General features: G+C 64.8%; 24 protein-coding genes. 17 read left to right on the top strand and 7 right to left on the bottom strand.

Annotation, left to right across the window (positions count from 1 at the left end; all coding sequences use genetic code 11):
• Positions 1–23: 23 nt before the first annotated feature.
• The 6 genes from CDO35_RS11565 to glcD form a co-directional block, all read right to left on the bottom strand.
• The gene (locus CDO35_RS11565; RefSeq protein ID WP_099524898.1) at positions 24–1,724 is read right to left on the bottom strand and encodes an L-lactate permease; all 1,701 of its coding nucleotides are present in this window, start codon (positions 1,722–1,724) and stop codon (positions 24–26) included.
• A 252-nt stretch (positions 1,725–1,976) separates the two neighbouring features.
• Positions 1,977–4,154, bottom strand: a complete 2,178-nt coding sequence (locus CDO35_RS11560; RefSeq protein WP_099524897.1) for a malate synthase G — start codon at positions 4,152–4,154, stop codon at positions 1,977–1,979.
• A 127-nt stretch (positions 4,155–4,281) separates the two neighbouring features.
• Complete coding sequence (locus tag CDO35_RS11555) at positions 4,282–4,680, bottom strand: heme-binding protein (RefSeq protein ID WP_013713369.1); 399 nt, start codon at positions 4,678–4,680, stop codon at positions 4,282–4,284.
• Positions 4,681–4,755: 75 nt separating this feature from the next.
• Positions 4,756–5,973 carry a glycolate oxidase subunit GlcF gene (glcF, locus tag CDO35_RS11550; protein WP_099524896.1) on the bottom strand — a complete coding sequence of 406 codons (1,218 nt, stop codon included), beginning with the start codon at positions 5,971–5,973 and terminating at the stop codon, positions 4,756–4,758.
• A 3-nt stretch (positions 5,974–5,976) separates the two neighbouring features.
• Entirely contained in the window at positions 5,977–7,032 is a 1,056-nt protein-coding gene (gene glcE, locus CDO35_RS11545; RefSeq protein WP_099524895.1) for a glycolate oxidase subunit GlcE, read from the bottom strand.
• Entirely contained in the window at positions 7,032–8,531 is a 1,500-nt protein-coding gene (glcD, locus tag CDO35_RS11540; protein WP_099524894.1) for a glycolate oxidase subunit GlcD, read from the bottom strand. The genes glcE and glcD overlap by 1 nt, the downstream gene beginning before the upstream one ends.
• Before the next feature lie 238 nt (positions 8,532–8,769).
• On the opposite strand from glcD, the gene glcC reads away from it, so the two are divergent.
• Positions 8,770–9,543, top strand: a complete 774-nt coding sequence (gene glcC / locus CDO35_RS11535; protein ID WP_072423634.1) for a transcriptional regulator GlcC — start codon at positions 8,770–8,772, stop codon at positions 9,541–9,543.
• Between the two features lie 142 nt (positions 9,544–9,685).
• On the opposite strand, the gene flgA is transcribed toward glcC, so the two are convergent.
• On the bottom strand, positions 9,686–10,501 hold the full coding sequence (gene flgA / locus CDO35_RS11530) for a flagellar basal body P-ring formation chaperone FlgA (protein WP_208019961.1): 816 nt from the start codon (positions 10,499–10,501) through the stop codon (positions 9,686–9,688).
• Between the two features lie 81 nt (positions 10,502–10,582).
• Here flgA and CDO35_RS11525 point away from each other — a divergent pair, with 81 nt between their 5' ends.
• The 16 genes from CDO35_RS11525 (at position 10,583) to CDO35_RS11450 (ending at position 25,966) form a co-directional block, all read left to right on the top strand.
• On the top strand, positions 10,583–10,936 hold the full coding sequence (locus CDO35_RS11525) for a flagellar basal body protein (RefSeq protein WP_099524893.1): 354 nt from the start codon (positions 10,583–10,585) through the stop codon (positions 10,934–10,936).
• Between the two features lie 2 nt (positions 10,937–10,938).
• Entirely contained in the window at positions 10,939–11,367 is a 429-nt protein-coding gene (gene flgC, locus CDO35_RS11520) for a flagellar basal body rod protein FlgC (protein ID WP_017676466.1), read from the top strand.
• Positions 11,367–12,044 carry a flagellar hook assembly protein FlgD gene (flgD, locus tag CDO35_RS11515; RefSeq protein ID WP_099524892.1) on the top strand — a complete coding sequence of 226 codons (678 nt, stop codon included), beginning with the start codon at positions 11,367–11,369 and terminating at the stop codon, positions 12,042–12,044. Before flgC ends, flgD begins: the two co-directional genes overlap by 1 nt.
• A gap of 36 nt (positions 12,045–12,080) precedes the next feature.
• Positions 12,081–13,268, top strand: coding sequence for a flagellar hook protein FlgE (gene flgE / locus CDO35_RS11510; protein ID WP_099524891.1), 1,188 nt, complete (start codon positions 12,081–12,083; stop codon positions 13,266–13,268).
• A gap of 9 nt (positions 13,269–13,277) precedes the next feature.
• Positions 13,278–14,009, top strand: a complete 732-nt coding sequence (locus tag CDO35_RS11505; RefSeq protein ID WP_074677691.1) for a flagellar basal body rod protein FlgF — start codon at positions 13,278–13,280, stop codon at positions 14,007–14,009.
• Positions 14,010–14,154: 145 nt separating this feature from the next.
• Positions 14,155–14,940: a flagellar basal-body rod protein FlgG gene (flgG, locus tag CDO35_RS11500; RefSeq protein ID WP_045733674.1), complete on the top strand. Its 786-nt coding sequence runs from the start codon at positions 14,155–14,157 to the stop codon at positions 14,938–14,940.
• A 5-nt stretch (positions 14,941–14,945) separates the two neighbouring features.
• Positions 14,946–15,608: a flagellar basal body L-ring protein FlgH gene (gene flgH, locus CDO35_RS11495; RefSeq protein ID WP_099524890.1), complete on the top strand. Its 663-nt coding sequence runs from the start codon at positions 14,946–14,948 to the stop codon at positions 15,606–15,608.
• Between the two features lie 10 nt (positions 15,609–15,618).
• Positions 15,619–16,713: a flagellar basal body P-ring protein FlgI gene (locus CDO35_RS11490; RefSeq protein WP_099524889.1), complete on the top strand. Its 1,095-nt coding sequence runs from the start codon at positions 15,619–15,621 to the stop codon at positions 16,711–16,713.
• Between the two features lie 3 nt (positions 16,714–16,716).
• Positions 16,717–17,841, top strand: coding sequence for a lytic transglycosylase domain-containing protein (locus CDO35_RS11485; RefSeq protein ID WP_099524888.1), 1,125 nt, complete (start codon positions 16,717–16,719; stop codon positions 17,839–17,841).
• Between the two features lie 3 nt (positions 17,842–17,844).
• Entirely contained in the window at positions 17,845–19,212 is a 1,368-nt protein-coding gene (gene flgK / locus CDO35_RS11480; protein WP_099524887.1) for a flagellar hook-associated protein FlgK, read from the top strand.
• Positions 19,213–19,236: 24 nt separating this feature from the next.
• Entirely contained in the window at positions 19,237–20,154 is a 918-nt protein-coding gene (gene flgL, locus CDO35_RS11475; RefSeq protein WP_099524885.1) for a flagellar hook-associated protein FlgL, read from the top strand.
• 13 nt (positions 20,155–20,167) lie between these two features.
• Positions 20,168–21,190 carry a hypothetical protein gene (locus CDO35_RS11470; protein WP_166432404.1) on the top strand — a complete coding sequence of 341 codons (1,023 nt, stop codon included), beginning with the start codon at positions 20,168–20,170 and terminating at the stop codon, positions 21,188–21,190.
• A 298-nt stretch (positions 21,191–21,488) separates the two neighbouring features.
• Positions 21,489–22,271, top strand: a complete 783-nt coding sequence (locus CDO35_RS11465) for a type IV pili methyl-accepting chemotaxis transducer N-terminal domain-containing protein (RefSeq protein ID WP_099524881.1) — start codon at positions 21,489–21,491, stop codon at positions 22,269–22,271.
• A 78-nt stretch (positions 22,272–22,349) separates the two neighbouring features.
• Positions 22,350–23,321 carry a sensor domain-containing diguanylate cyclase gene (locus tag CDO35_RS11460; protein WP_099524879.1) on the top strand — a complete coding sequence of 324 codons (972 nt, stop codon included), beginning with the start codon at positions 22,350–22,352 and terminating at the stop codon, positions 23,319–23,321.
• A 105-nt stretch (positions 23,322–23,426) separates the two neighbouring features.
• Positions 23,427–25,088, top strand: a complete 1,662-nt coding sequence (mdcA, locus tag CDO35_RS11455; RefSeq protein ID WP_099524877.1) for a malonate decarboxylase subunit alpha — start codon at positions 23,427–23,429, stop codon at positions 25,086–25,088.
• A complete protein-coding gene (locus CDO35_RS11450) occupies positions 25,088–25,966 on the top strand; it encodes a triphosphoribosyl-dephospho-CoA synthase (protein WP_099524876.1) in 879 nt (292 codons plus the stop codon). The genes mdcA and CDO35_RS11450 overlap by 1 nt, the downstream gene beginning before the upstream one ends.
• Position 25,967 lies beyond the last annotated feature (1 nt).

Genomic DNA, 25,967 nt, shown 5'->3' with positions numbered 1-25,967 from the left:
CGCAGTGCACGGCCCGCCATCGGTCAGCGAGCGGTCATCAGCGGATCGGTCAGTGCCATGCCGTACATCGCCACCACCGCGATCACGCCAGCCGCAGCGAGGTAGTAGAGCGTCGGCAGGATGGTCTTGCGCAGGGTGATGCCTTCGCGTCCGAGCAGACCAACGGTAGCCGAGGCCGCCACCACGTTGTGAATAGCGATCATGTTGCCCGCCGCCGCACCGACCGACTGCACAGCGACCATCATCGCCCCGGACACGCCGATCAGCTCGGCAGCATTGAGCTGGAACTGCGACAGCATCAGGTTGGACACGGTATTGGAGCCGGCGATGAAGGCGCCCAGTGCGCCGACCGCTGGGGCGAAGAACGGATACACGCCGCCGACGCTGTCGGCCACCAGTTGCGCCATGGCCACCGGCATCGACACCAGGTCGCTGCCGTTGACGCCCGAGTTGATCAGAATACGCACCATGGGAATGGTGAAGATCAACACGAAACCGGCACCGAGCAGGGTCTTGCTCGACTCGCCCACCGCCGCCTTGAGCTCGGAGAAGCGCATGCGATGCAGGAAGAAGGTCACCAGTACCACCATGCACAGGATGCCGCCCGGCAGGTACAGCGGCTCGATGGTGCCGGACACGCCGGTCTCACCGAGGATGTCTTTCCAGCCGAAGCTCAGGCCCAGCATTGCCGCCTTGAGCTCAGGGAAGGTGCGCGACACCACCAGGAACACCGCCAGCAGCAGGTAGGGCGCCCAGGCCATGGGCACGGAGATTGGTGCCTTGCCGGCCACCTCGTCGAGTTTCATCTCGATCTTGCCCATCCAGTCGGACGGCCAGTCATTCGGGTCAGCGAAGTCCCAGGTGTCCTTCGGCAGCAGGAAGCCGGCCTTGGCGGCCGGTACCACGATGGCCAGGCCGACCAGGGCGCCGATCATCGAGGGGAATTCCGGGCCGAGGAACACGCCGGCTGCCATGTACGGCAGGGAGAAGGCAAAGGCGGTGAAGATGGCGAACGGCGCGACGGCCAGGCCTTCCTTCCAGCTCTGATTCTTGCCGAAGAAGCGGGTCATGATCATCACCATGATCAGCGGCATCAGCAGGCCGATAAGGCCGTGGGTGATGGCTACCCGCGAGTAGATCAGGTGGAAGAAGGCTTCCCAGCTGCTGCCGGTGGCAACCAGTTGCTCGGTGATGCCGGTTCTGTCCAGGCCCGAACCGACACCCACCAGGATTGGCGTACCCACTGCGCCGAAGGATACCGGCGTCGATTGCACCATCATGCCCAGCACCACCGCGGCCAGAGCCGGGAAGCCCAGGGCGACCAGCAACGGCGCGGCCACGGCAGCCGGGGTGCCGAAACCGGAGGCGCCCTCGATGAAGCAGCCGAACAGCCAGGCGACGATCAGCGCCTGCACGCGGCGATCCGGACTGATGTTGGAGAAGCCCCGGCGAATTGCCGCGATACCGCCGGAGTGCTTGAGGGTGTTCAGCAGCAGGATCGCGCCGAAGATGATCCACAGGATCGCGGCCGTGAGTATCAGCCCCTGCAGGCTGGAGGCGATGACCCGGTTGAGGGACATGTCCCAGGCCAGCAGGCCGATCAGGGCGGTGAGGACGAACACCAGCGGCATCGCGTACTTGGCCGGCCAGCGAAAGCCGATCAGCAGTACACCCGCTAGCACCAGTGGCACGAAGGCCAGGATGGACAGCAGCGTTTGACTCATGGGTTGGTTCCTTCTTTTTCTTGTGAACCACAGTTTTCCGGGGATACCCGGCGCCACGCATCTGGAAGGGCCGGGCACCACGGCACCGGCCTTTCCGCGAGCCGCGACGGCAGGGATCACCCATCGTCGCGCTCATGCTCGAAAGCCCCGACGGTCAGAAACCGTCAGGGCTTGTTACTGCTCTGTGGGAGGGGCTTTAGCCGCGAGCTTTTTATCGTTGGTTTGTCGCGGCTAAAGCCCCTCCCACATTACTTAGGCCTCCTGCTTGAAGCGCAGTCGCCAGGCATGCAGCAGCGGCTCGGTGTAACCGGACGGCTGCTCGCGGCCCTTGAACACCAGGTCACTGGCGGCGCGGAAGGCGTGGGATTGTTCGAAGTTCGGCGCCATCGGGCGGTAGGCCGGGTCGCCGGCATTCTGCCCGTCGACTACCTGTGCCATGCGCTGCAGGGTCTCGCGCACCTGGGCCTCGTTGACCACACCGTGGTGCAGCCAGTTGGCGATGTGTTGGGCCGAAATGCGCAGGGTGGCGCGGTCTTCCATCAGGCCGACGTTGTGGATATCCGGCACCTTGGAGCAGCCGACGCCCTGCTCGACCCAGCGCACCACGTAACCGAGGATGCTCTGGCAGTTGTTGTCCAGCTCCTGCTGGATATCGCTGGCGCTCCACGGCCGCTCGGCGCTGACCGGCACGCTGAGCAGATCGTTCAGCAGACTGTCGCGCTGGCTGGCCAGGTCGATCAGTTCCAGCTCGCTCTGCACCGCCTGCACGTCGATCTGGTGATAGTGCAGGGCGTGCAGCACGGCAGCGGTTGGCGACGGCACCCAGGCGGTGTTGGCGCCGGCTTTCGGGTGGCCGATCTTCTGTTCGAGCATGGCGGCCATCAGGTCGGGCATGGCCCACATGCCCTTGCCGATCTGCGCCTTGCCACGCAGTCCGCAGGCCAGGCCGACCAGCACGTTGTTGCGCTCGTAAGCCTGGATCCAGGCGCTGGACTTCATATCACCCTTGCGCAGCATCGCGCCAGCTTCCATGGCGCTGTGCATCTCGTCGCCGGTGCGGTCGAGAAAACCGGTGTTGATGAAGGCCACGCGCGCGCTGGCGGCCTCGATGCAGGCCTTGAGGTTGACGCTGGTACGCCGTTCCTCGTCCATGATGCCCATCTTCAGCGCGTTCGCGGGCATGCCCAGCAGCTGTTCGACACGACCGAACAGCTCGTTGGCGAAGGCCACTTCGAACGGCCCGTGCATCTTCGGTTTAACGATATAGACGCTACCGGTGCGCGAGTTGCCGCGGCGCTTGAGGTCGTGCAGGGCGATCAGGCTGGTGACCACCGCATCGAGGATGCCCTCGGGAATTTCCAAGCCTTCACCGTCGAGGATCGCCGGGTTGCTCATCAGGTGGCCGACGTTGCGGATGAACAGCAATGAACGACCGTGCAGGGTCAGTTCACTACCATCGGCGGCGGTGTAGACGCGATCCGCATTGAGGCGGCGGGTGATGCGCTTACCACCCTTGTCCAGCTCCTCGGCCAGGTCACCCTTCATCAGGCCCAGCCAGTTGCGGTAGACCACCACCTTGTCGGCGGCGTCGACTGCAGCCACGGAGTCCTCGCAGTCCATGATGGTCGACAGCGCCGCCTCCATCAGCACGTCCTTCACGCCGGCGGCGTCGGTACGGCCGATGGGGCTACCTGCGTCGATCTGGATCTCGAAGTGCAGGCCGTTGTTCTTCAGCAGCACGGCGCTCGGCGTGGCAGCCTCGCCCTGGAAACCGACGAACTTCTCCGGTTGCGCCAGCGAAGTCTGCGCGCCGCTGCTCAGGGTTACCTGCAGTTGGCCGGCGACCACGGCATAGGCACTGGCATCTGCGTGCGAGCCCTGGGCCAGTGGGGCGGCCTGGTCGAGGAATGAGCGGGCGAAGGCGATCACCTTGGCGCCGCGCACTTCGTTATAGCCTGGGCCTTTGCTGGCGCCACCTTCTTCGCTGATGGCATCGGTGCCGTATAGGGCGTCGTACAACGAGCCCCAACGGGCGTTGGCGGCGTTCAGCGCATAACGCGCATTCATCACTGGCACGACCAACTGTGGGCCGGCCTGGGTGGCGATCTCGCTGTCGACATTGGCCGTGGTCGCCTTGACCTGCTCCGGCTGCGGCAGCAGATAGCCGATGGAGCCGAGGAAGGCGCGGTAGGCGTTCATGTCAGTGATCGGCCCGGGGTTGGCGCGGTGCCAGGTATCCAGCTCGGTCTGCAGGCGGTCACGCTCGGCCAGCAACGCACGGTTGCGTGGCGCCAGGTCGTGCACCAGCGCATCGAAACCGCTCCAGAAGGCATTGGCCTCGACACCGCTGCCGGGCAGCACTTCGCTTTCGATGAATTGCTTGAGCTCGGCCGCTACCTGCAGGCGCTGACATTGCACGCGTTCGGTCATGTTGCTGTTCTCCTGTCTAATCGCTTGCTAGAGGGGCCAGTCGTTGTCTGTTGGAACCCTCTTCCGTCACTTCGTGACACCTTCTCCCAGAGGGAGAAGGTCATCAGTTGGCGGCTGCGCCGCATGTTTAAAGGGCCGCAATACCCGCCTTGGCCACTTGCGCATCCTGTTCGGCCTTGACCCCGGACACGCCGACGGCACCGACCACCTGGCCGTCCACCAGCACGGGTACACCGCCCTCCAGCGAGGTGATCAGTGGCGCGCTGACGAAGGCGGTGCGACCGCCGTTGACCATGTCCTCGTAGCCCTTGGTTTCGCGGCGGCCGATGGCGGCGCTGCGAGCCTTCTCGGTGGCGATGTAGGCGCCGATGGGTGCACAGCCATCGAGGCGCTCCAGGGCCAGCGGATGACCGCCGTCGTCGACCACGGCGATGGCCACGGCCCAGCCCTGTTGCTGCGCTTCGCTGCGGGCCGCCTGGAGGATCTGGCTGACTTCGCTCTGGCTGAGTACGGCTTTGTGTTGCATGGCATACCTCGTGTTCTTGGTTTTTCTCCCTTCTCCCGTAAATGGGAGGAGGGCTGGGGGAGAGGGTTCAGGCTTTCAGCCCATCGCCTCCTCGACGATTTCGATCCAATGGCGTACCGGCGTACGACCGGCGCCGTCCAGATGGGTCTGGCAGCCGATATTGGCGGTGACGATGGCATCCGGTTTGCCGCTTTCCAGGGCGTTCAACTTGTTGTCACGCAGCTGCCGCGACAGCTCCGGCTGGGTCAGCGAATAGGTGCCGGCCGAGCCGCAGCAGAGGTGGCTATCCGGCACGGCGGTCAGGCCAAAGCCGAGGCGCGTCAGTACGCCTTCCACCGCGCCGCCGAGCTTCTGCGCATGCTGCAGGGTGCAGGGGCAATGGAAGGCCAGGCGCTGCTCGGCACGTACCTGCAGCTGTTCCAGGGCCTCGCCCTGCAGCACCTCGACCAGATCCTTGGCCAGGGCGCTGACCCGCGCTGCCTTGCTTGCATAAGCGGGGTCACCTGCGAGCAGGTGGCCATAGTCCTTGACGAAGGCGCCGCAGCCGCTGGCGGTCTGCACGATGGCCTCAGTGCCGACCTCGATGGCCGGCCACCAGGCGTCGATGTTCTGCCGGGCGCGTTGCAGGCCCGCTTCCTGGGCGTTGAGGTGGTAGTCCACGGCGCCGCAGCAACCGGCCTCGCGGATCGGCGTGACGCTGATGCCGAGGCGATCCAGCACGCGCGCGGTGGCGGCATTGGTATTGGGCGACAGCCCCGGCTGCACACAACCTTCGAGCATCAGCACACGGCGCGCATGTTGCTCGGTCGGGCGCGGCTTGGCCGGACGAACCTCACGCGGCAGCTTGGCTTTGAGCGCGGCTGGCAGCAGCGGACGCAGGGCCAGACCGGCCTGGGTCAGCGTCTTGAACAGCGCTGGTCGCGGTACCACGGCGCGCAGACCCTGGCGCAACAGGCGTTCGTTCAGCGGTCGCGGCACCGCCTGTTCGACCACTTCACGGCCGATATCCAGCAGGTTGTGATACTGCACGCCGGACGGGCAGGTGGTTTCGCAGTTGCGGCAGGTCAGGCAGCGATCCAGATGCTGTTGGGTCTTGGCCGTGACTTCATTGCCTTCGAGCATCTGCTTGATCAGATAGATGCGCCCGCGTGGGCCGTCCAGCTCGTCGCCGAGCAGCTGGTAGGTCGGGCAGGTGGCGTTGCAGAAGCCGCAGTGCACGCAGGAGCGCAGGATGCGTTCGGCTTCTTCGGCGCGCGGCAGGCGTTTGGCCTGTTCACTCAGATTGGTCTGCACGTCTTATACCTCGGCGTACATGCGGCCAGGGTTGAAAATACCCTGGGGGTCGAGCTGGTTCTTCAACTGGCGCTGGTAGCGCAGCAGCGGTGCAGCCAGCGGCTGGAAAGGTTGCGCCTGGCCGGCGGCGAAGCAGGTGGCGTGGCCGCCGAGCCTGGCCGTCACGCGCTGGATCAGCTCGCCGTCGGCGTCGGTCTTCAGCCATCGCTGCGCGCCGCCCCAGTCGATCATCTGGCGACCGGGCAGGTCGAGCAGACCGCTGTTGGCCGGCAGCGACAGGCGCCACAGCGTGCCGCTGGCGCTGAAGAACGGCAGGCGCTGTTCGCGTAGCTCATGCCAGTAAGCGTTGTCGATCTCCTCGCCACCCAGGCGCTGGCGCGCGGCCAGAACCGAGCCCTCGCCACCTTCCAGGCGCAGGTGCAGCGCTGCACCATCGTGGCTGGCGGCGCTGATCGGCAGCGGCTGCTGGCCCCATTCGGCGAGCTTGTTCAGGGCGTGCAGGGCGTCCACTTCCAGGCGCAGGCTGAGTACCTGGCGCGGTTTGGGCAGCACCTTGATTGACACTTCGGCGAGCAGGCCGAGGCAGCCGAAGCTGCCGGCCATCAGGCGCGACAGGTCGTAGCCGGCGACGTTCTTCATCACCTCTCCGCCGAAACGCAGCAGCTTGCCCTGGCCGGTGATCACGCGGGTGCCGAGCACCTGGTCACGTACCGAGCCGGCCCAGGGGCGGCGCGGGCCGGACAGCCCGGCGGCAACCATGCCGCCGAGGGTGGCGCCATCGCCCAGATGCGGCGGCTCGCATGGCAGCATTTGGTCGTTGGCCTCCAGCGCCGCCTCGATCTCGGCCAGCGGCGTACCGGCGCGAGCGCTGAGTACCAGCTCGGTGGGGTCGTAGCTGACGATCCCGCGATGCATGCGGGTGTCCAGCACCTCGCCGGTGCTGGCGCGGCCCAGATGAGCCTTGCTGCCGCTGCCCTGGATGCGCAGCGGGGTGGCGCTGTTCAGCGCGTGGTTGACCTGTTCCAGCAGCGCGGCGCTGGCGTCGAAATCATGCGACATCAGAAACGCTCCAGTTCCGGGAAGGGCAGTTGGCCGTGGTGCACATGCATGGCGCCGAACTCGGCGCAGCGGTGCAGGGTGGGGATGTTCTTGCCCGGATTGAGCAGGCCGCTGGGGTCGAACGCCGCCTTCACCGCATGGAACAGGGTGATCTCGTCGCTGTTGAACTGCGCGCACATCTGGTTGATCTTCTCGCGGCCAACGCCATGCTCGCCGGTGATGCTGCCGCCGACCTTGACGCAGAGTTCGAGGATCTTGCCGCCGATGGCCTCGGCGCGCTCCAGCTCGCCAGGTACGTTGGCATCGAAAAGAATCAGCGGGTGCATGTTGCCGTCGCCGGCATGGAACACGTTGGCCACGCGCAGGCCGTACTCCTCGGACAGCTCGGCGATGCCGCGCAGCACGCCCGGCAGCTCGCGGCGCGGGATGGTGCCGTCCATGCAGTAGTAGTCCGGCGAGATGCGCCCGACCGCTGGGAAGGCGTTCTTGCGCCCGGCCCAGAATTTCACCCGTTCGGCCTCGTCGCGAGCGAGGCGTACTTCGGTGGCGCCGGCTTTCTCCAGCACCTCACGAACGCGCTCGCAGTCGTCGGCGACGTCGGCCTCCACTCCGTCGAGCTCGCAGAGCAGAATGGCCTCGGCCTCCACCGGGTAGCCGGCGTGGATAAAGTCTTCCGCCGCCCTGATCGCCAGGTTGTCCATCATCTCCAGGCCGCCGGGGATGATGCCGGCGGCGATGATGTCACCCACGGCACGACCGGCCTTTTCCACCGAGTCGAAGGCCGCCAGCAGCACCTTGGCCACTTGCGGCTTGGGCAGCAGCTTGACCGTCACCTCGGTGACGATGCCGAGCATGCCTTCGGAGCCGGTGAACAGCGCCAGCAGGTCGAAACCCGGCGCATCCAGGGCATCACTGCCGAGGGTCATGAACTCGCCTTCGACAGTGAGAATGTCGACCTTGAGCAGGTTGTGCACGGTCAGGCCGTACTTCAGGCAATGCACGCCGCCGGCGTTCTCGGCGACGTTGCCGCCAATGGAGCAGGCGATCTGCGAAGACGGATCAGGCGCGTAATACAGGTCGAACGGCGCGGCGGCCTGAGAAATCGCCAGGTTGCGTACGCCGGGCTGGACGCGGGCGAAGCGACCTTCGCGGTTGATCTCGAGAATCTGATTGAAGCGCGCCATCACCAAGAGGATGCCCTTTTCCAGTGGCAGCGCGCCGCCGGACAGGCCGGTGCCTGCGCCGCGTGCTACCACCGGTACACCACGGGCGTGGCAGAGCTTGAGCAACTGCTGCACCTGCTCGATGCGCTCGGGCAGCACCACCAGCATGGGCGTGGTGCGATAGGCGGAAAGCCCGTCGCACTCATAGGGTTTGAGGTCTTCCTGAGTGTGCAGGATGTCGAGATCGGGCAGGCTCTGGCGCAACTCGGCCAGTAGGGCGGTCTTGTCGACCGCGGGTAGCGCGCCGTCGACGCGCTCGTCGTACAGAATGCTCATGGCAGGCTCAATCTTGGACGTTGTTGTTGTTGGCGGTCATGCTGCGACCTTGGCTGCATGTTTAGGCTGCCTGCTTTTTTACGTCCATTCTCTTTGCTGCTGGTAGGACCAGTTTCTTTCATCAGGCTTTCGCCATGGATTGGCCTAAGGTCTCATACACTGTGGCTTGCCTGCCGGAAGGTGCGCGATCTAAGGTGGCCCTTAAAAATTGGTACGACCAGTGCTGCGGAGGTGGCGAATGGACGGGCAACAGGGTGTCGCACGGCGGCAGGTAAGCGATGTGGTGGCCGAGCGTATCGAGCGGCTGATCGTCGACGGCGTGCTCAAGGTAGGGCAGCCATTGCCGTCGGAACGACGCCTGTGCGAAAAGCTGGGCATCTCCCGTTCGGCCTTGCGTGAAGGGCTCAAAGTGCTGCGCGGTCGCGGCATCATCGACACCGCGCAGGGACGTGATTCGCGAGTCGCCAAGCTCAGCGGGGAGCGCGATGCCAGCCCATTGATGCACCTGTTCAATTCGCAGCCACGCACCCTGTATGACCTGCTGGAGGTGCGCGGCCTGCTCGAAGGCGAGTCGGCGCGCCTGGCGGCGCTGCGCGGTACCGAGGCGGACTTCGTCCTGCTGACCCGGCGTTACGAAGAGATGCTGGCGGCCCATGCGCAGGAAAATCCGGTCGACCCGCGTGAGCATGCGCGTCTCGACCATGCCTTCCACCTGGCCATCTGCGAGGCCTCGCACAACCCGGTGCTGGTGCACACCTTGCAGTCGCTGACCGACCTGATGCTCAGCACCGTGTTCGCCTCGGTGAACAACCTCTATCACCGCCCGGCGCAGAAACGGCAGATCGACCGCCAGCATTCGCGCCTGTATCACGCGGTGATCGAACGCCTGCCTGAGCAGGCCCAGCGCGCCGCTCGTGACCATATCAACAGCATTCGCGACAACCTGCAGGAGATCGAGCAGGAAGAGCAGCGCCTGGTGCGCGCGACCATGCGCCTGGAGGGTTGGGCGTAGGGCGCATTGGTGCGCGCGGCGTACCCTGTTGGGCCGACGTAGGGTGCGCCGTGCGCACCGAATGCTTGTCACGATGGATTCAGACAGGCTCGTTGCCGCTTGGTGCGCATGGCACACCCTACGTAGCTACGTCTCGGTGCAACTACCTGAAAGTACTGGTCACCACCCCTTCTTCCACCACCTGCGCCTCGATCACCTTCTGGCTGCCGAGGTTGCGCACGCGGATCACCTCGCCTTCACGGCCATTGGCCATGGCTTCGCCGGTGGCCGATGCGGAGATGCCGTCCTGGCTGGCGATGATGGTCACTTGCTGGCCGCGGCGGATCAGCAGTGGCGCGGCGAGCAGGTTCGGCGCGATCAACTGGCCGGCACGTACGCGGCGTTTGGCGCCCTGGCCGATCACTTCGTCGAGGCTGTTATAGAAGCCGCGTGATGCCCTGCCGACATTCACTTCCTGCAGTTGCAGTTGTTCGGCAGCGATGGTCTGGCCGCGTTCGATCACCCGTGCGGCATGCACGGCCGGCAGGAACACGCTGGCCTGCACCAGCGCCGTGACGCTCCAGCCGGGCGCATCTGCGCAGCTCAGCTCCAGGCGTTGCCGTGACAGGGGTGAGGGATCGTCGCTGGCGACCGTCACGCTCAGCGCCTGGGCACAGGCCGGCAGGCGTTCGGCGCTATTGAGCAGGGTGATATTGAGGCTGTGACGCATGCCCTTCCAGGCCTGACGCTTGGCCTCCTCGGCCAGCTTCTGCTGCATGTGTGCGGTCACGGCCTGATCGATCTGGCTGGCGGCATCGGTCTCGGCACGCGCAGCGTTCAGCGGCAGTAGGGCCAGGAGGAAAAACGTCGACGCCCAAGCGGAAAACGCCTTTCCGCTTTTCCTCCAGGCCGCGCTTCGATGCGGAAGGAGGGCGACGCGGAAGCCGTCTTTCGATCTTGTGAATGCCTTGTAAATCAATGTGATACGGCTCTCTTTGGGGTTGGGCACGCTTTGTGCTGAAGGCACATGGGCACAACCTTGGGTTAAGGGTACCGGTAAATGAGTATACGGATTGATGACGTGGTGGGCGTGCATTCGCGAGCACTCGAGCTGCGCATGCAGCGCAGCGAAATCCTCGCTGCCAACCTCGCCAACGAAGACACGCCAGGCTTTCTCGCCCGTGACATCGATTTCGCTGGCGAGATGCAGCGAGTCGATCCGCAGCAAACCTTCGCCGCCAGCAGCGCGGATCTCAAGTACCGCGTACCGACCCAGCCGTCGCAGGACGGCAACAGCGTCGAGTTGAGTGTGGAGCAGGCGGCGTTCTCCAAGAACAGCATGGACTTCCAGACCAGCCTGACCTTTCTCAGCATGAAATTTCGCGGCCTGAAACAGGCCATCGAGGGACGCTGACCATGGCTTTCGATTCCATTTACCGTATCGCCGGCTCGTCGATGAACGCGCAGACCGTGCGCCTCAATACCGTGGCCAGCAACCTGGCCAACGCCGATTCGGCTGCGGCCAACGCCGAGGACGTGTACCAGGCACGCAAGCCGGTGTTCGCTGCCGTCTACAACAACGACCAGCTGACCCGCAGCGTGGGCATGGGCGGCGCCCATGTGCAGGTGCTCGATGTGGTGACCGCCGGCCGCGAACCGGTGCGCCGCTACGAGCCGGACAATCCCCTGGCCGATGACCAGGGCTACGTGTTCTACGCCGACATCGATCAGATCGAAGAAATGACCGACATGATGTCGGCCACCCGCAGCTTCGAGACCAGCGTCGAAGTGCTCAATCGCCTGAAGAGCATGCAGCAGGGCCTGCTCAAGCTCGGAGAATCCTGATGGCCACGGTCAGCAACAACAGCCAGAACAATCCCGCCTACAGCATCGACGAGGCGGTCAAGCAGTCGGTCAACGTCAGCGACGCGACCCAGCTGGAAAACAACTTCCTCACCCTGATGGTCGCGCAGATCCAGAACCAGGACCCGACCAAACCGGTGGACAGTACCGAGTTCCTCAATCAGTTCGCCGCCATGAGCCAGGTCAAGAGCCTGGAAAACATGGCCTCGCTGAGCAAGAGCAACCTGGTGTTGCTGGACAACCTGCAGACCCTTACCGCTGCCGGCCTGGTCGGCCAGGAAGTGAAGGTGGCGACCGAGCAGCTCGAGCTGGGCGTGGACAAGGTGCGCGGCGAGATCAACCTGGAGCATGCCGCCGGCAAGCTGGCGTTGGTGGTCACCGACAGCAATGGCGTGAAGAAGGAAATCGACCTCGGCTCCCAGGCGCCGGGGCGCGTGCCCTTCGAGCTCGACCCCAAGGCCCTGGGCCTGGCGCCGGGCAGCTACAAGGTCGAGGTCAAAAGCGACAGCGGCGAGTACCCCAAGGTCGAGGTGGCCGGTCGCGTTACCCAGGTGCGCGTGAGCGCCGAGGGGCCAGTGCTGGAAGTCATCGGCGTCGGCTCCGTGCCCTTCTACAACATCACCGAATTCGGCCAGACGCAGACCGCCGGTCTGCTCTGAACCCTCCTACTCGTTCAATTCAAAGGTCCAGTCGCCATGAGTTTCAACATCGCCATGACCGGCCTCAGCGCCGTCAACGAACAACTCAACACCATCAGCCACAACATCGCCAACGCCGGCACCACCGGCTTCAAATCCTCGCGTACCGAGTTCGGCAGCATCTACGCCGATAGCCAGGCGATGGGCGTGGAGGTGCTGGCCACCACCCAGAGCATCAGTCAGGGCGGCTCCCTGGTGACCACCGGGCGCAGCCTGGATCTGGCCATTTCCGGCGGTGGCTTCTTCGTCACCCGTGATACCAATGGCGACCTGAGCTACACCCGCGCCGGCGTGTTCGGCGCCGACAAGAACAACAACATCGTCAACGCCGCCGGGCAGACCCTGCAGGGCTATCCAGTGGACGCCGCCGGCAACCTGCTGGTCGGCGCGATGGGCGACCTGCAACTGCAGAACGCCAACCTGCCTGCCCGCGCCACCGACACCCTGGCCTTCGTCATGAACCTGGACTCGAACCAGACCGTGCCGGCCACCGCGCCGTTCGACCCGGCGGACGTGAACACCTACAACTCCACCTACACCACCAAGGTGTTCGACTCCCAGGGCAAGGAACACACCCTGACCCAGTACTTCGTTAAGACTGGCGACAACACCTGGGATGCCTATTACTACCAGGGCAACACCGCCGTCGGCGGCCCGCAGGCACTGACCTTCGGCACCAACGGCACGCTCACCGCGCCGGTCGGTCCGGTCAACGTCGGCTTCGCCCTGCCGGGCGTCGACCCGATGGCCGTCGCCATCGACTACAGCAATTCCAGCCAGTACGGATCCGACTTCGTCGTCACCACCAACCGCGCCAGCGGCTATGCAGCGGGTGAGCAGACCGGTCTGTCGGTGGAGAAGGACGGCATGGTTTACGCCAACTACAGCAACGGCCAGCGCATGTTGCAGGGCCAGGTGGCACTGGCCACTTTCGCCAATGCGGGTGGCCTGAAGAACATCAGCGGCACCGCCTGGGTGGAGACTGCCGACTCCGGCGCCGCGCTGATCGGCGTGCCCGGTGTCGGCCCGTTCGGCGAGCTGGTGGCCGGCTCGCTGGAGAACTCCAACGTCGACCTGACCCAGCAACTGGTCGGCCTGATGGAGGGGCAGCGCAACTACCAGGCCAATACCAAGGTGTTGACCACCAACAAGGAACTCACCCAAGTGCTGTTCGGCGCGATCTGAGGCTGACCCATGGACCGTCTCGGCTATACCGCAATGACCGCTGCCAGCCGCACCATGAGCTCGCTCACGGTGCGTGCCAACAACCTGGCCAACGTCAACACCCCCGGCTTTCGCGCCGACCTGGAGCAAGCCCAGGCCGTCACCGTGGAAGGCTACGGCTACGACAGCCGGCACCTGGCGCGGGTGAAGAACAACGGTGTGAACCTGGCACCAGGCGCGCTGATGGCCACCGGCCGTGATCTCGACGTGGCGATCCAGGGTCGCGGCCTGTTCACCGTCGAAGGTGATGGCGGCGCCGAGCGCTACACGCGCAACGGCGCGCTGCAGGTCGATGCGGAGTTGCGCCTGACCCTCAACGGCCGCGCCGTGATGGGCGAGGGTGGCCCCATCGTGCTGCCCGAGTACGACAGCCTGCATATCGGCCGTGACGGCACCGTGTCGGTGATCCCGCGTGGCGACTTCGTCACCGCCGAGGTCGATCGCATCCGCGTGGTGGATGTCGACGCCGCCGACCTGACCAAGGACGCCAGCGGTCTGCTGGCACGCACCGACGGCCAGCCGGCCGAAGACATGGAGGCGCCGGTGCTGGTCTCCGGCTACCTGGAGGCGAGCAACGTCGGCGCTATCGATCAGCTGGTGGCGACCATGAGCCTGAACCGCCTGTTCGAGACCCAGGTGAAGATGATGAAGGCCGCCGAGGATCTGTCCGAAGCTGGCAACCGAATGATTCGCGGCAGTTGAGCAGGAAAGCCGGCGGCCGTGTAGGAGCGAGCTCTGCTCGCGAATCGAGTTTCGCCAGACACAGCTTCGCGAGCAGAGCTCGCTCCCACGACACACAGGCGCACGTCGTTGATACGGCGTTCGCCACAGCGAAGAGGTAACGCACATGAGTTCCGCACTTTGGGTCAGCAAGACCGGCCTGGCCGCCCAGGACAAGGCCATGAGCGCCGTGGCCAACAACCTGGCCAACGTCAACACCAACGGTTTCAAGAGCGACCGCGTGGTGTTCGAGGACCTGTTCTACGCCATCGAACTACAGCCGGGTGCGCAGGCCGATGAGGTCAATACCGTACCGTCGGGCATTCAGCTCGGCAGCGGCGTACGCGTGGCCGGTACGCAGAAGGTGTTCACCGAAGGCAGCATCCAGACCACCGGCCAGCCGATGGACCTGGCTATTGTAGGCGCCGGTTTCTTTCAGGTAGAGGCGCCCAACGGCGACATCTACTACACCGAGAACGGCCAGCTGCAGCTCAATGCCGAGGGCATGATCGTCAATTCCCAGGGCCTGCCGCTGACGCCGGCCATCGAAGTGCCTGCTGGCAGCAGCCGTTTCACCGTGGGCAGTGATGGCATCGTCACCGCCGTACTGGCCGGCGATAGCCTGCCGTCCGAGCTGGGCCAGATCACCCTGGTCAACTTCACCAACCCGGGTGGCCTCGAAGCCCTCGGCGGCAACCTCTACCGTGAGACCGTGGCCAGCGGCGAGCCTGTCGAAGGCGTGCCAGGTGAAGAAGGCTTGGGCAACCTCAAGCAGGGTGTGCTGGAAGGCTCCAACGTGCAGGTGGTCGAGGCCATGGTGGCGATGATCTCCATCCAGCGTGCCTACGAGGCCAACGCCAAGGTGCTCGACGCCGCGTCGGGCATGCAGCAGTTCCTCAACCAGACCGTGTGATTGCCATGAAGCGCCTGATCCCGCTCGCTCTACTGCTGACCCTGGGTGGTTGCGCCAGCTTCAACGAGATGCTGCCCGACGAGGACTCCAGCCACTACGAGCCGCTGGCACTGGACTACAGCGTGCCGCCGAGCACTGGCGGTGGGTTGTTTCGCAGCGGCTACAGCGGCTCGTTGATCGGTGACAAGCGAGCGGTGCGGGTCGGCGACATCCTCACCGTGGTGCTCGACGAGTCCACCCAGTCGAGCAAGAGCGCCGGCACCAGCTTCGGCAAGAGCTCAGGCGTGTCTGTCGGTATTCCCACGGTGCTGGGCAAGACCTACGACCGCCTGGAAAGCTCCGCCGAAGCCGAACGTGATTTCAACGGTTCGGCGCGCAGTTCGCAGCAGAACACCCTGCGCGGCTCCATCGCCGTGACCGTGCATCAGGTGCTGCCCAACGGCACGCTGCTGATCAAGGGCGAGAAGGCCCTGCGCCTGAACCAGGGCGATGAATACATCCGCCTGGTCGGCCTGGTGCGCATGGACGACATCAACCGAGCCAACCAGGTGTCGTCGCAGAACGTAGCCAACGCGCGCATCTCCTATGCCGGCCGCGGCGTGCTCAGCGACAGCAACTCGGCCGGTTGGCTGACGCGCTTCTTCACCAGTCCGCTGTTCCCGCTCTGAGGCCCAGACCATGATCAAACGTATGCTCGTCGCCTGTGTTCTGGGCTGGCCGCTGTCGACCAAGGCCGTGCCACTGATGGACCTGGTGGACATCGAAGGCATTCGCGGCAACCAGCTGATTGGCTACGGCCTTGTGGTCGGCCTGGATGGTACCGGTGACAAGAACCAGGTGCGCTTCACCAGCCAGTCGGTGGCGAACATGATCAAGCAGTTCGGCATCAACCTGCCGCCGAACGTCGACCCCAAGCTGAAGAACGTCGCGGCGGTGACCGTGACCGCAGAAATTCCGCCGTCCTACAGCCCGGGGCAAACCGTGGATATCACCGTCGCGTCGCTGGGCGATGCCAAGAGTCTGCGCGGCGGCCAGTTGCTGCTGACTCCGTTGCAGGGTGTCGATGGCGAAACCTATGCCCTGGCCCAGGGCGCCGTCGTTGTCGGCGGCCTGAATGCCACCGGGCAGAGCGGCTCCAGCGTGGCGATCAACTCCGTTAACAGCGGCCGCGTGCCTAATGGCGCCACTGTCGAACGGATGATCCCCAGCGATTTCAGTACCCGTGACGAGGTCATGCTCAACCTGCGCCAGCCCAGTTTCCAGACCGCTGCCAAGGTGGTCGAGGCGGTCAACGGCCGCTTCGGCAGCGGCACCGCCAGTGCCCTGAACTCGACCAAGATTTCCATTCGCGCGCCCATCACCAGCACCCAGCGCATCGGCTTCATGGCCATGCTCGAAGGCCTCGACGTGGAGGAAGGTCGTGAGCGACCGCGTGTGGTGTTCAACAGCCGCACCGGTACCGTGGTGGTTGGCCAGGGCGTACGCGTCAAGGCCGCTGCCGTGGCCCATGGCACGCTCACCGTGACCATCAGCGAGAACCCGCAGGTCAGCCAGCCCAACGCTTTTTCCGGCGGCCAGACCGCCGTGGTACCGCGCTCCGACGTCGCCGTCAGCCAGGACAAGAACGCCATGTTCAAGTGGCCCGACGGCGCCAGCCTGGACAGCATCATCAACACCGTGAACAGCCTCGGCGCCACCCCGGACGATGTCATGAGCATCCTCCAGGCGCTGGAGCAGGCCGGTGCCCTCAATGCCGAACTGATCGTGATCTAAGCTATGAGCATCGTTTCCCTCGCCCAACACATGAACAGCCACCGCGGCAGCGCCGACGGCATCGGCACTGCCCGTGAGCAGCAGTTGCAGGCCGCCGCCGAGCAGTTCGAGGCGCTGTTTTTGCAGCAGATCCTCAAGCAGATGCGCAAGGCCAGCGACGTACTCGCCGAAGGCAACCCGATGCGCAGCCGCGAGATGGACACCATGCGCGACTTCTACGACGAGGTGCTGGCCGAGACCCTGGCCGGGCGCAAGCAGACCGGTATCGCCGACATGCTGGTCAAGCAGCTGTCCGGCGGTGGCGATAGCACAGTGGATCTGGATGCGGCCGCAGCTGCTGCCCGCTCGGCCGAGCTGCCGCAGCGTTCCGGCAGCAGCCTGCTGGAGCCGCTGCGCGCGACCTGGCAGCGTGGTGTCGACGGGCTGGGCAAGGTCTGGGACAAGGGCTCGGCGGGCTTTCTCGCCCTGGTCGACAAGGTCATCCAGCAGGAGTCGGCCGGGCGTGTCGATGCCGTATCGCCCAAGGGCGCACGTGGCCTGATGCAGCTGATGCCGGACACCGCGCGGGAGATGGCCGCCGAACTCGGTCTGCCGTTCGATGAGGCGCGCCTGACCAGCGATGCCAGCTACAACAAGCGTCTCGGTAGCGCCTACCTGGACAAGATGCTGCAGCGTTACGACGGCCACCAGGCCCTGGCGCTGGCCGCCTACAACGCCGGCCCCGGCCGCGTCGATGAGTGGCTCAAGGTCAATGGCGACCCGCGCAGTGGCGAGATCGGCACGGGCGCCTGGATCGAGCGCATCCCCTTCCAGGAGACCCGCGACTACACGCGCAAGATCCTCGGCGACCTGGCCAGCCGCGAGATGCCGGCGCCGGAAGCAGGGGCGCAGCAAACCTCGCTCAGCGCGCAGACCCGCCAGCAACTGGCCAGTGCCCTGAGTGCCGACAGCGGCCTGCTGCTCGGTGCCGTTGCCGGCAAGCAGGTCATGCAACGCGATGAATTTAAGTCCGTCGCTGATTCCGTCGCCCTGTCTGCAGTAACAGCCCAATTCGCTGCCGACGACGCTCGTGCGCCGCGTCTGGCGGCCTTCGCTCAGCCGATGCGCTTCGAGCGTCAGGAGTCCTAAGCCGTGACCATCCTCAACCAGATCGCCTACAGCGGTGTGCGTGCCAGCCAGGTGGCCCTGGCCACTACCGGGCAGAACATCGCCAACGTCAACACGCCCGGTTTCAGCCGTCTGCAGACCATCACCGGCTCGCTGGCCGGGCAGGGTGGCTTGAGCGTCGGCGGCGGGGTCGAGGTGATCAGCATTCGCCGCATGACCAACGAATTCCACAACCAGCAGCTATGGCGCGCGACCACCGAGCAGAATTTCTACGGCGCCTCGCAGCAGTACCTGACCGCGCTGGAAGCGTTGATGTCGGGCACCGGGTCGAGCATCAGTGCCGGCCTCGATCAGTTCTTCGCCGCGCTCAGCGAAGCCAGCGCCACGCCCGGATCGATCGCCCTGCGTCAGCAGATCATCAGCGAGGCCGGTAACCTTGCTCAGCGCTTCAATGGTTTGAGCAGCAACATCGATGCGCAGGTCAAGGCGCTGCAGGAGCAGCGCACGGCCATGGCCACCGAAATCAACGGTCTGACCGAAAACATCGCGCTGCTCAACAAGAAAATCGTTGAGACCGAATCGGTCAAGGGTGACAGCACCGCGTTGCGCGACCACCGTGAAAGCCTGATCGGCCAGCTCAGCCAGTTCGCCAAGCTACGCATCAACGAAGTGCCGGATGGCTCGGTCAGCGTCGCCCTGGCCAACGGTCAGCCCCTGGTAGCCGGCCCTACTGCCGGCCAGTTGAAGGTGGCGATGACCGCGACCGGGGAGCAGGAAGTCAGCCTGGCCTTCGCCGGCACCAGCTTCCCGCTGCGTCAGGACGGCTTCGGTGGCGCCTTCGGCGGTCTTTACGATGTCGAGTACAACAGCCTGCGACCGAACCTGGACGCCCTGCACGACATGGCCGGTCAGCTGGCGCAGATGGTCAACGACGTGTTGGCTACCGGCTTCGACCTCGATGGCAACCCGGGGCAGCCGCTGTTCGCCTACGACCCCACCAGTACCACCGCACTGCTGCGTATCGAGCCGCTGAGCGCCGAGCAGTTGGCGTTCTCCTCGACGGCTGGCGAGACCGGTAACAACGAGGTGCTGCTGGACCTGCTCGGTCTGAAGAACCAGACTATCACCCTGGGTGGCAGCCAGGTCACCCTCAATGATGCCTATGCCGGCTTGCTTGGCCAGGTGGCCAGCGACAGTCGGCAGAACCAGGCTGACTTCAAGTCCGCCACCGCCGTGACCCAGCAGGCGCAGTCGCAGCGCGACAGCGTCAGCGCCGTGAGCCTGGATGAGGAGGCGGTCAACCTGATGACCTACCAGCAGGCCTACCAGGCCAACATGAAGGTGATCAGTACCGCCAACCAGTTGTTCGACGAAATGCTTGCCGCGTTCTGACGCGGCTTCTAGAGAGACTCAGCCATGATGCGCATCACCAACTCGCAGATCACCTCGCTGATGCACAACTCGATGAACGCCAGTTCTGCCGAGTTGGGCAAGCTGATGCAGCAGATGGCTACCAGCAAGCGCATCCTGCTGCCGTCGGACGATCCCATCGCCAGTGTGCGGGTGCTGCGCGTGCAGCGTGAAGAGGCGAGTCTGGAGCAGTTTCGCAAGAACATCGCCAACGTTTCCGGCAGCCTGTCGACCCAGGAAGCCAACCTCAAGTCCACTTCCGACGCCATGCTCAACGTGCGCGATCTGCTGCTGTGGGCGGCCAACGGCTCCAACACCAGCGAAGACCTGTCTGCCATGGCCGGTGAGTTGTCGATCATCGAAGACACGATTTTCAGCTTCGCCAACGTACGCGACGAAGAAGGGCGCTATCTGTTCTCCGGCACCCTCAGTGACACCCCGGCGCTGGCCTTCGACGCCGCGACCCAGACCTACAGCATCACTGGCAACGACAAGCATCGCCAGGCCGCTGTGGCCAACGGCGTGTTGGTCGACGAGAACGTCACGGCGACCAGCGTGTTCGGTGCTGGTGTGGGCATGCTCAATGAGCTGCGTGGCCTGATCAACACCCTGCAGGACCCGGCGCTGGACGTCACCGACCCAGCCGTACGCCAGCAGATCACCGACGCCCTCGGCGCGCTGGATGATGCCCATGGCCGGGTGCTCGGCTCGATCACCGAACTGGGCGGCCGGCAGAATGCCCTGAGCCTGCTCAAGGACAGCAACGAGGATGTATCCCTAGTCAACCAGAAGATCGAAGGCGAGTTGTCGCAGCTGGACTATGCCGGCGCCACCATTGCCCTGAACAACTACCAGCTGGCTCTTGGCGCGACGCAGAAGACTTATTTGAAGATCAACGAGATGTCGTTGTTCAGCCTGCTGTAAGGAGCCTGCGGTGATCAAGGTCGATAGACAGCTCCCGATCGTCACGGCGCTCGATCCTCAGGCCCGCCGCCCGGTGCAGGGCGAGCAGGCCGTGCAAAGCCAGCGCAAGCAGTTGCCGGCTGAGCCCGCGTCACCGCCGCGCGGCAAGAGTGCCTCCTTCAATCTGCAGCTCAACCAGCAGTTGACCTCGATGCAGGCAGCCGACAGTTACCTTGGCGAACTGGCAGGGCGCCTGGGTCAGCTCAAGCTCAGTCTCAGCCGCGAGCTGAGCAATGCTCAGGCCGGGGAGCGTGATGGTCTCAAGCGCGAGCTTGAGCAGGTACGCAAGCTACTCGCCGAGCGCGGCCAGCGTTCCGGCGAGGCGCTGGATGCCAGCTTCAAACTGCGCCTCAACGAGCCGGTGCGTAGCCGCTTCAGTTTGCAAGGGCTGGACTCCATCGCCACAGTGCAGCAGGCCGGCAAGGAAACCCTGTTGTTCAGCGCCGGGCGCAAACTGGCCGAGCCGCTGGCGGTGGTGCTCGACGAGGGTTTGAGCGAGCAGCAGATTCTCCGCCGTTTCAATGCCGGCCTGGGGCCGGCGGGCATTCGCGCCGAAATCGATAGCGGCGGGGCACTCAAGTTCAGCGCGCGTGAAAGCGAATGGCAGCAGCTCAAGGGCGAGCTACGCGTGCAGGGCGAAGGCAAGCTGGCGAGTCAGGCTCAGGCGGCCGTGGTCAGCCATGAGGAGCAGATGTTGCGCCTGCCCGAGGCGGCGCGTCTCGATGGTGCCCGCGAACTGCGTCGGGCACTGGACGAAGTAGTCGCGGCGCTGGATCGGATCGGCACGCTGCGTGAGCAACTCAGCCATCGTCAGGAAGAAATTCGCGAGTTTCTCGCCCGTCACGCCGATCACAACGAGCGTGAGTGGGCCAAGGATTTTGCCGGTGAAGTGTTCAGCCTGATGCGCCGCAGCCCCAGTAGCTACGCGGCGGTGACTCAGACCGTGGTGGCCCAGGCCAATATCAGCCGCTCCAGCGTGGTCAGCCTGTTGTCCTGATCGCCGGAGCTCCGACTCCTCTGCCGTCAGTCGCTTTCCCCCTTGTTTCATGGCGACTGGCGGCTTTTTTATTCGTGTCGCTGCAGAGCGGCGACCAGTCGTCCGCTTCTTGACTGGTCGCACAGAATGATGGCGTTTTACCAGCTATGATCGCGCCCTTTTCCGCAGCATCTGGGCCTCGTGCCCGTCGAAACTGCCCGCCCATTCCAATAAAAACCCCGCATTCAAGGGTTCAACCCGTTACCGGTAGCGTGTGCTTCCGGTGCATTGCCTTGTTCTCGAATTTTGGAGTACCGACGTGTTGAAGAAGTACCTGACTTTCCTCCTGCTTGCCTGCACCGCACTGGTCAGCGTGCCCAGCCTGGCGCAGTTGAGCGATTCCGAAGCCATGAACATGACCGGTCTGCAGCGTTCGCTGACCCAGCGCATGGCCAAGAACTACCTGATGCTGGGTGCCGATGTGCGCGTGGATGCCGCCCAGCGCCAGCTGCAGGAAACCATCGAGCGTTTCGATGCCAGCCACAAGGCCTTGACCGCCTATGCGCCGACTGCCGAGATCAAGGCCGCGCTGGCGAGGATCGACGGTACCTGGGCCTCCTACCGCCAGCAGCTGGAAGCCAAACCGGAGCAGGCCAAGGCCGTCCAGATGCTCGCCACCAGTGAGGAACTGCTGCAGCAGACACAGACCGTAAGTGACCTGATGGGTAAGCACCTGGGCGCCATGGGCGCATCGGTGCACCGTACCGGCTGGGCGCGGGTGCAAACCCAGCGCATCGCCATGCTCTACATGGCCAAGTCCTGGCATGTGCAGGCGCCGGACCTGGATGCCAAGCTGGATACGGCCGTGAGCGACTTCGAAACCATCCTCAAGGAGCTGGAAGCCCGCGGTACGCCGAACGAGGAAATCGCCAACGCCCAACGCCGTGCCCGTGCCCACTGGGGCTTCACCCTCAAGGGCATCGACCTGCATGCCAGTCAGGACTTCGTGCCGACCGTGATCACCGTCAGTACCGACTCGCTGTTCCGCCAGCTCAACGAGCTGACCCGCCTGTACGCCGGCCTGCAAGCCAAAGAGGCCTGATAGCCATTCGCCAGGTCGTCACCTTGCTGACCCGCTTTTGCGCTATAACCAAGCGAAAGTCGGGCAGAGGTGACGGGCATGAGCGAAGCAACTGATCAGGCGGTCTACAAGACTTTGCTGGAGTCCACCCGGGCGATTCCCTGGAAGATCGACTGGAAGAGCATGACCTTTGCCTACATCGGCCCGCAGATCGAGAGTCTGTTGGGCTGGTCGCAGGCCAGCTGGGTCAGCGCCGAGGACTGGGCGACGCGCATGCACCCGGATGATCGCGAGAAGGTGGTGGAGTTCTGCATCTCGCAATCGCAGAACGGCGTCGATCACGAAGCCGACTACCGTGCACTGACCGCCGCCGGTGATTACGTGTGGATTCGCGACGTGGTGCACGTGGTGCGCGACGACAACGGCGAGGTGGACTCGCTGATCGGCTTCATGTTCGACATCAGCGAGCGCAAGAAGACCGAGGAACAGCTGCTGACCCTGCAGAAGCAGTTGGAGGAGTACTCCTACAAGGACGGCCTTACCGGCGTGGCCAACCGGCGCATGTTCGACAGCGTGCTGGCCACCGAATGGGCCAATGCTCAGCGCACTCAGCAGCCGCTGTCGCTGATCCTGCTGGATATCGATCACTTCAAGCAGTTCAACGACCATTACGGGCATATCCAGGGCGACGACTGCCTGAAGAGCGTCGGCCAGGCGCTGAGCCGCGCGGCCAGCCGGCCACGGGATTTTGTCGGCCGCTTCGGTGGCGAGGAGTTCGTGCTGGTGCTGCCGGAGACCGATGAAGCTGCCGCCCGCCATATCGCCGAGCGCTGCCGCCAGCAGGTACGCCAGCAGCGCATTGCCCACGAACGCTCGTCGGTGTCGTCGCTGCTCACCATCAGCCTGGGCGTGGGCACCATCGTGCCGGGCGTCCACGACCGCCCGCTGGACTTCCTCAACTGCGTCGACAAGTTGCTCTATCAGGCCAAGCAACGCGGTCGTGACCGCTTGGAAGTGGCCAAGGCGCCCGCTCGTTCGACGCTGGATGGTGCCGCTGACGCCCGCGCTTGAGCAATCGTTAACCTGAGCGTAACGATAGCGCTGGCTGCTTGATTGATGACCCGAGGGTCACGCTCCTAATGTGCCTCCACGACAGCGGAACTCGTGGAGTCTTCAATGACAACAACAATATCCCCACCGCCGCAGTGGTCGCGTCGTCGCGCTGAAAAAGCCCGGCGACTCGATCAGGTGCGCAACCTCGCCGATGGCGTGGTCCTGCCCAGCGACAAGATCGTCGCGGCCCTCGAAGCCCTGATCGCCCCCGGCGATCGCGTGGTGCTCGAAGGCAACAACCAGAAGCAGGCGGACTTCCTCTCCCGCTCGCTGGCCAAGGCCGATCCCGGCCGCCTGCACGACCTGCACATGATCATGCCCAGCGTCAGCCGCGCCGAGCATCTCGATCTGTTCGAACGCGGCATCGCCCGCAAGCTCGACTTCTCCTTCGCCGGGCCGCAGAGCCTGCGCATCGGCCAACTGCTCGAAGACGGGCAGATGGAAGTTGGCGCCATCCACACCTATATCGAACTGTATTCGCGCCTGCTGGTGGACCTGATCCCCAACGTCGCGCTGGTTGCCGGCTTCCAGGCCGACCGCCACGGCAACATCTACACCGGCCCGAGCACCGAGGACACGCCGGCGCTGGTCGAGCCCACGGCGTTCAGCGACGGCATTGTGATCTTCCAGGTCAACGAGATCGTCGACGAGCTGCCGCGCGTGGACATCCCCGCTTCCTGGGTCGACTTCGTGGTGGTGGCGGACAAGCCCTTCTATATCGAGCCGCTGTTCACTCGCGACCCGCGCCACATCACGTCGGTGCACGTGCTGATGGCGATGATGGCGATCCGCGGCATCTACGAAAAGCACAACGTGCAGTCGCTCAACCATGGCATCGGCTTCAACACCGCCGCCATCGAGCTGATCCTGCCAACCTACGGCGAATCCCTGGGGCTGAAGGGCAAGATCTGCCGCAACTGGACGCTCAACCCGCACCCGACGCTGATCCCGGCCATCGAGACCGGCTGGGTCGAGAGCGTGCACTGCTTCGGCACCGAGCTGGGTATGGAAGGCTATATCGCCCAGCGCCCGGACGTGTTCTTCACCGGCCGCGACGGCTCGATGCGCTCCAACCGCATGATGTGCCAGCTGGCCGGGCAGTACGCGGTCGACTTGTTTATCGGCGCCACGCTGCAAGTGGACGGTGATGGCCATTCTTCCACCGTCACCCGTGGGCGCCTGGCCGGCTTCGGCGGCGCGCCGAACATGGGCCATGACCCGCGCGGTCGGCGTCATTCGACGCCTGCCTGGCTGGACATGCGCCCTGGCGACAGCGAAGCGCCGCTGCTCGAGCGCGGCAAGAAGCTGGTGGTGCAGATGGTCGAGACCTTCCAGGAAGGCGGCAAGCCCACCTTCGTCGAGCAGCTCGATGCGGTAGCGATGGCGAAGAAGGTCGGCATGCCGCTGGCGCCGATCATGATCTACGGCGACGACGTCACCCATCTGCTTACCGAGGAAGGCATCGCCTACCTGTACAAGGCGCGCACCCCGGAAGAGCGTCAGGCGATGATCGCCGCGGTGGCCGGCGTCACCTCCATCGGTCTGCGCCACGACCCGAAAGACACCGCGCGCATGCGCCGTGAAGGGCTGATCGCCCTGCCCGAAGACCTCGGCATTCGCCGCACCGATGCCAGCCGCGAACTGCTCGCAGCCAAGAGCATCGCCGAACTGGTCGAGTGGTCGGGCGGCCTGTACAACCCGCCCGCCAAGTTCAGGAGCTGGTGATGAATGCACTGACTGCAATTCAGCCGCAGCTCTCGCTAAGCGATTGGCTGGCCGACCTGGCCGTCGATGCGCTGATCGACGAGGCCGACCTGTCGCCCAAGCCGGGGCTGGTCGACCGTCGCGGCAGCGGCGCGCATACCGATCTGCATCTAGGCCTGATGCACGCCTCGGCGCTGGCCCTGTGGCCAAGCTTCAAGGCCATGGCCGAGGCCGCGCAGCAACGCGGTGCCATCGACCAGGCATTGCGTGAGGACGTTGGCCGTATCGGTCGAGAAGGTGAGGTGGAGATGCTGCGCGTCACCGGCGGCGTCAACACCCATCGTGGCGCGATCTGGGCGCTGGGGCTGCTCAGTGCTGCTGCCGCACTTGAACCACGCGAGTTGGTACCAGAACAGGTCGCCGTGCGCGCCGCCCGTCTAGCCTTGCTCAACGACCGCGCTGCTCCCATGACTGGCGACAGCCATGGCGCGCAGGTTTGCCGTCTGTACGGTGTGCATGGTGCGCGTGAGGAGGCGCAGCTTGGCTTCCCCGCGGTGATCCAGCAGGCTCTGCCGCAACTGGCGCGCAGCCGCGCCGCCGGAGCAGGGGAGCAGAACGCTCGCCTGGACGCGCTGCTGGCGATCATGACCCAGCTTGCCGACACCTGCGTGCTCTATCGCGCCGGTATGGCCGGGCTGGTCAGTATGCAAAGCGGTGCCCGCGCAGTGCTCGCCGCCGGAGGCTGCGCCAGCCTCGACGGTCGTCGCCATTTGCGCGACCTTGAGCGCGACATGCTGCACCTGCGTGCCTCGCCTGGCGGCGCGGCCGATCTGCTCGCCGCCACCCTGTTCCTCGACCGCCTGCAGCATGGCCTGCCGGCGCAGCTTGGGAGTCTGTGAA

The sequence above is a fragment of the Pseudomonas sediminis genome, assembly GCF_002741105.1.
GTDB lineage: Bacteria > Pseudomonadota > Gammaproteobacteria > Pseudomonadales > Pseudomonadaceae > Aquipseudomonas > Aquipseudomonas sediminis.
This window is presented reverse-complemented; position numbering and strand designations above follow the sequence as displayed.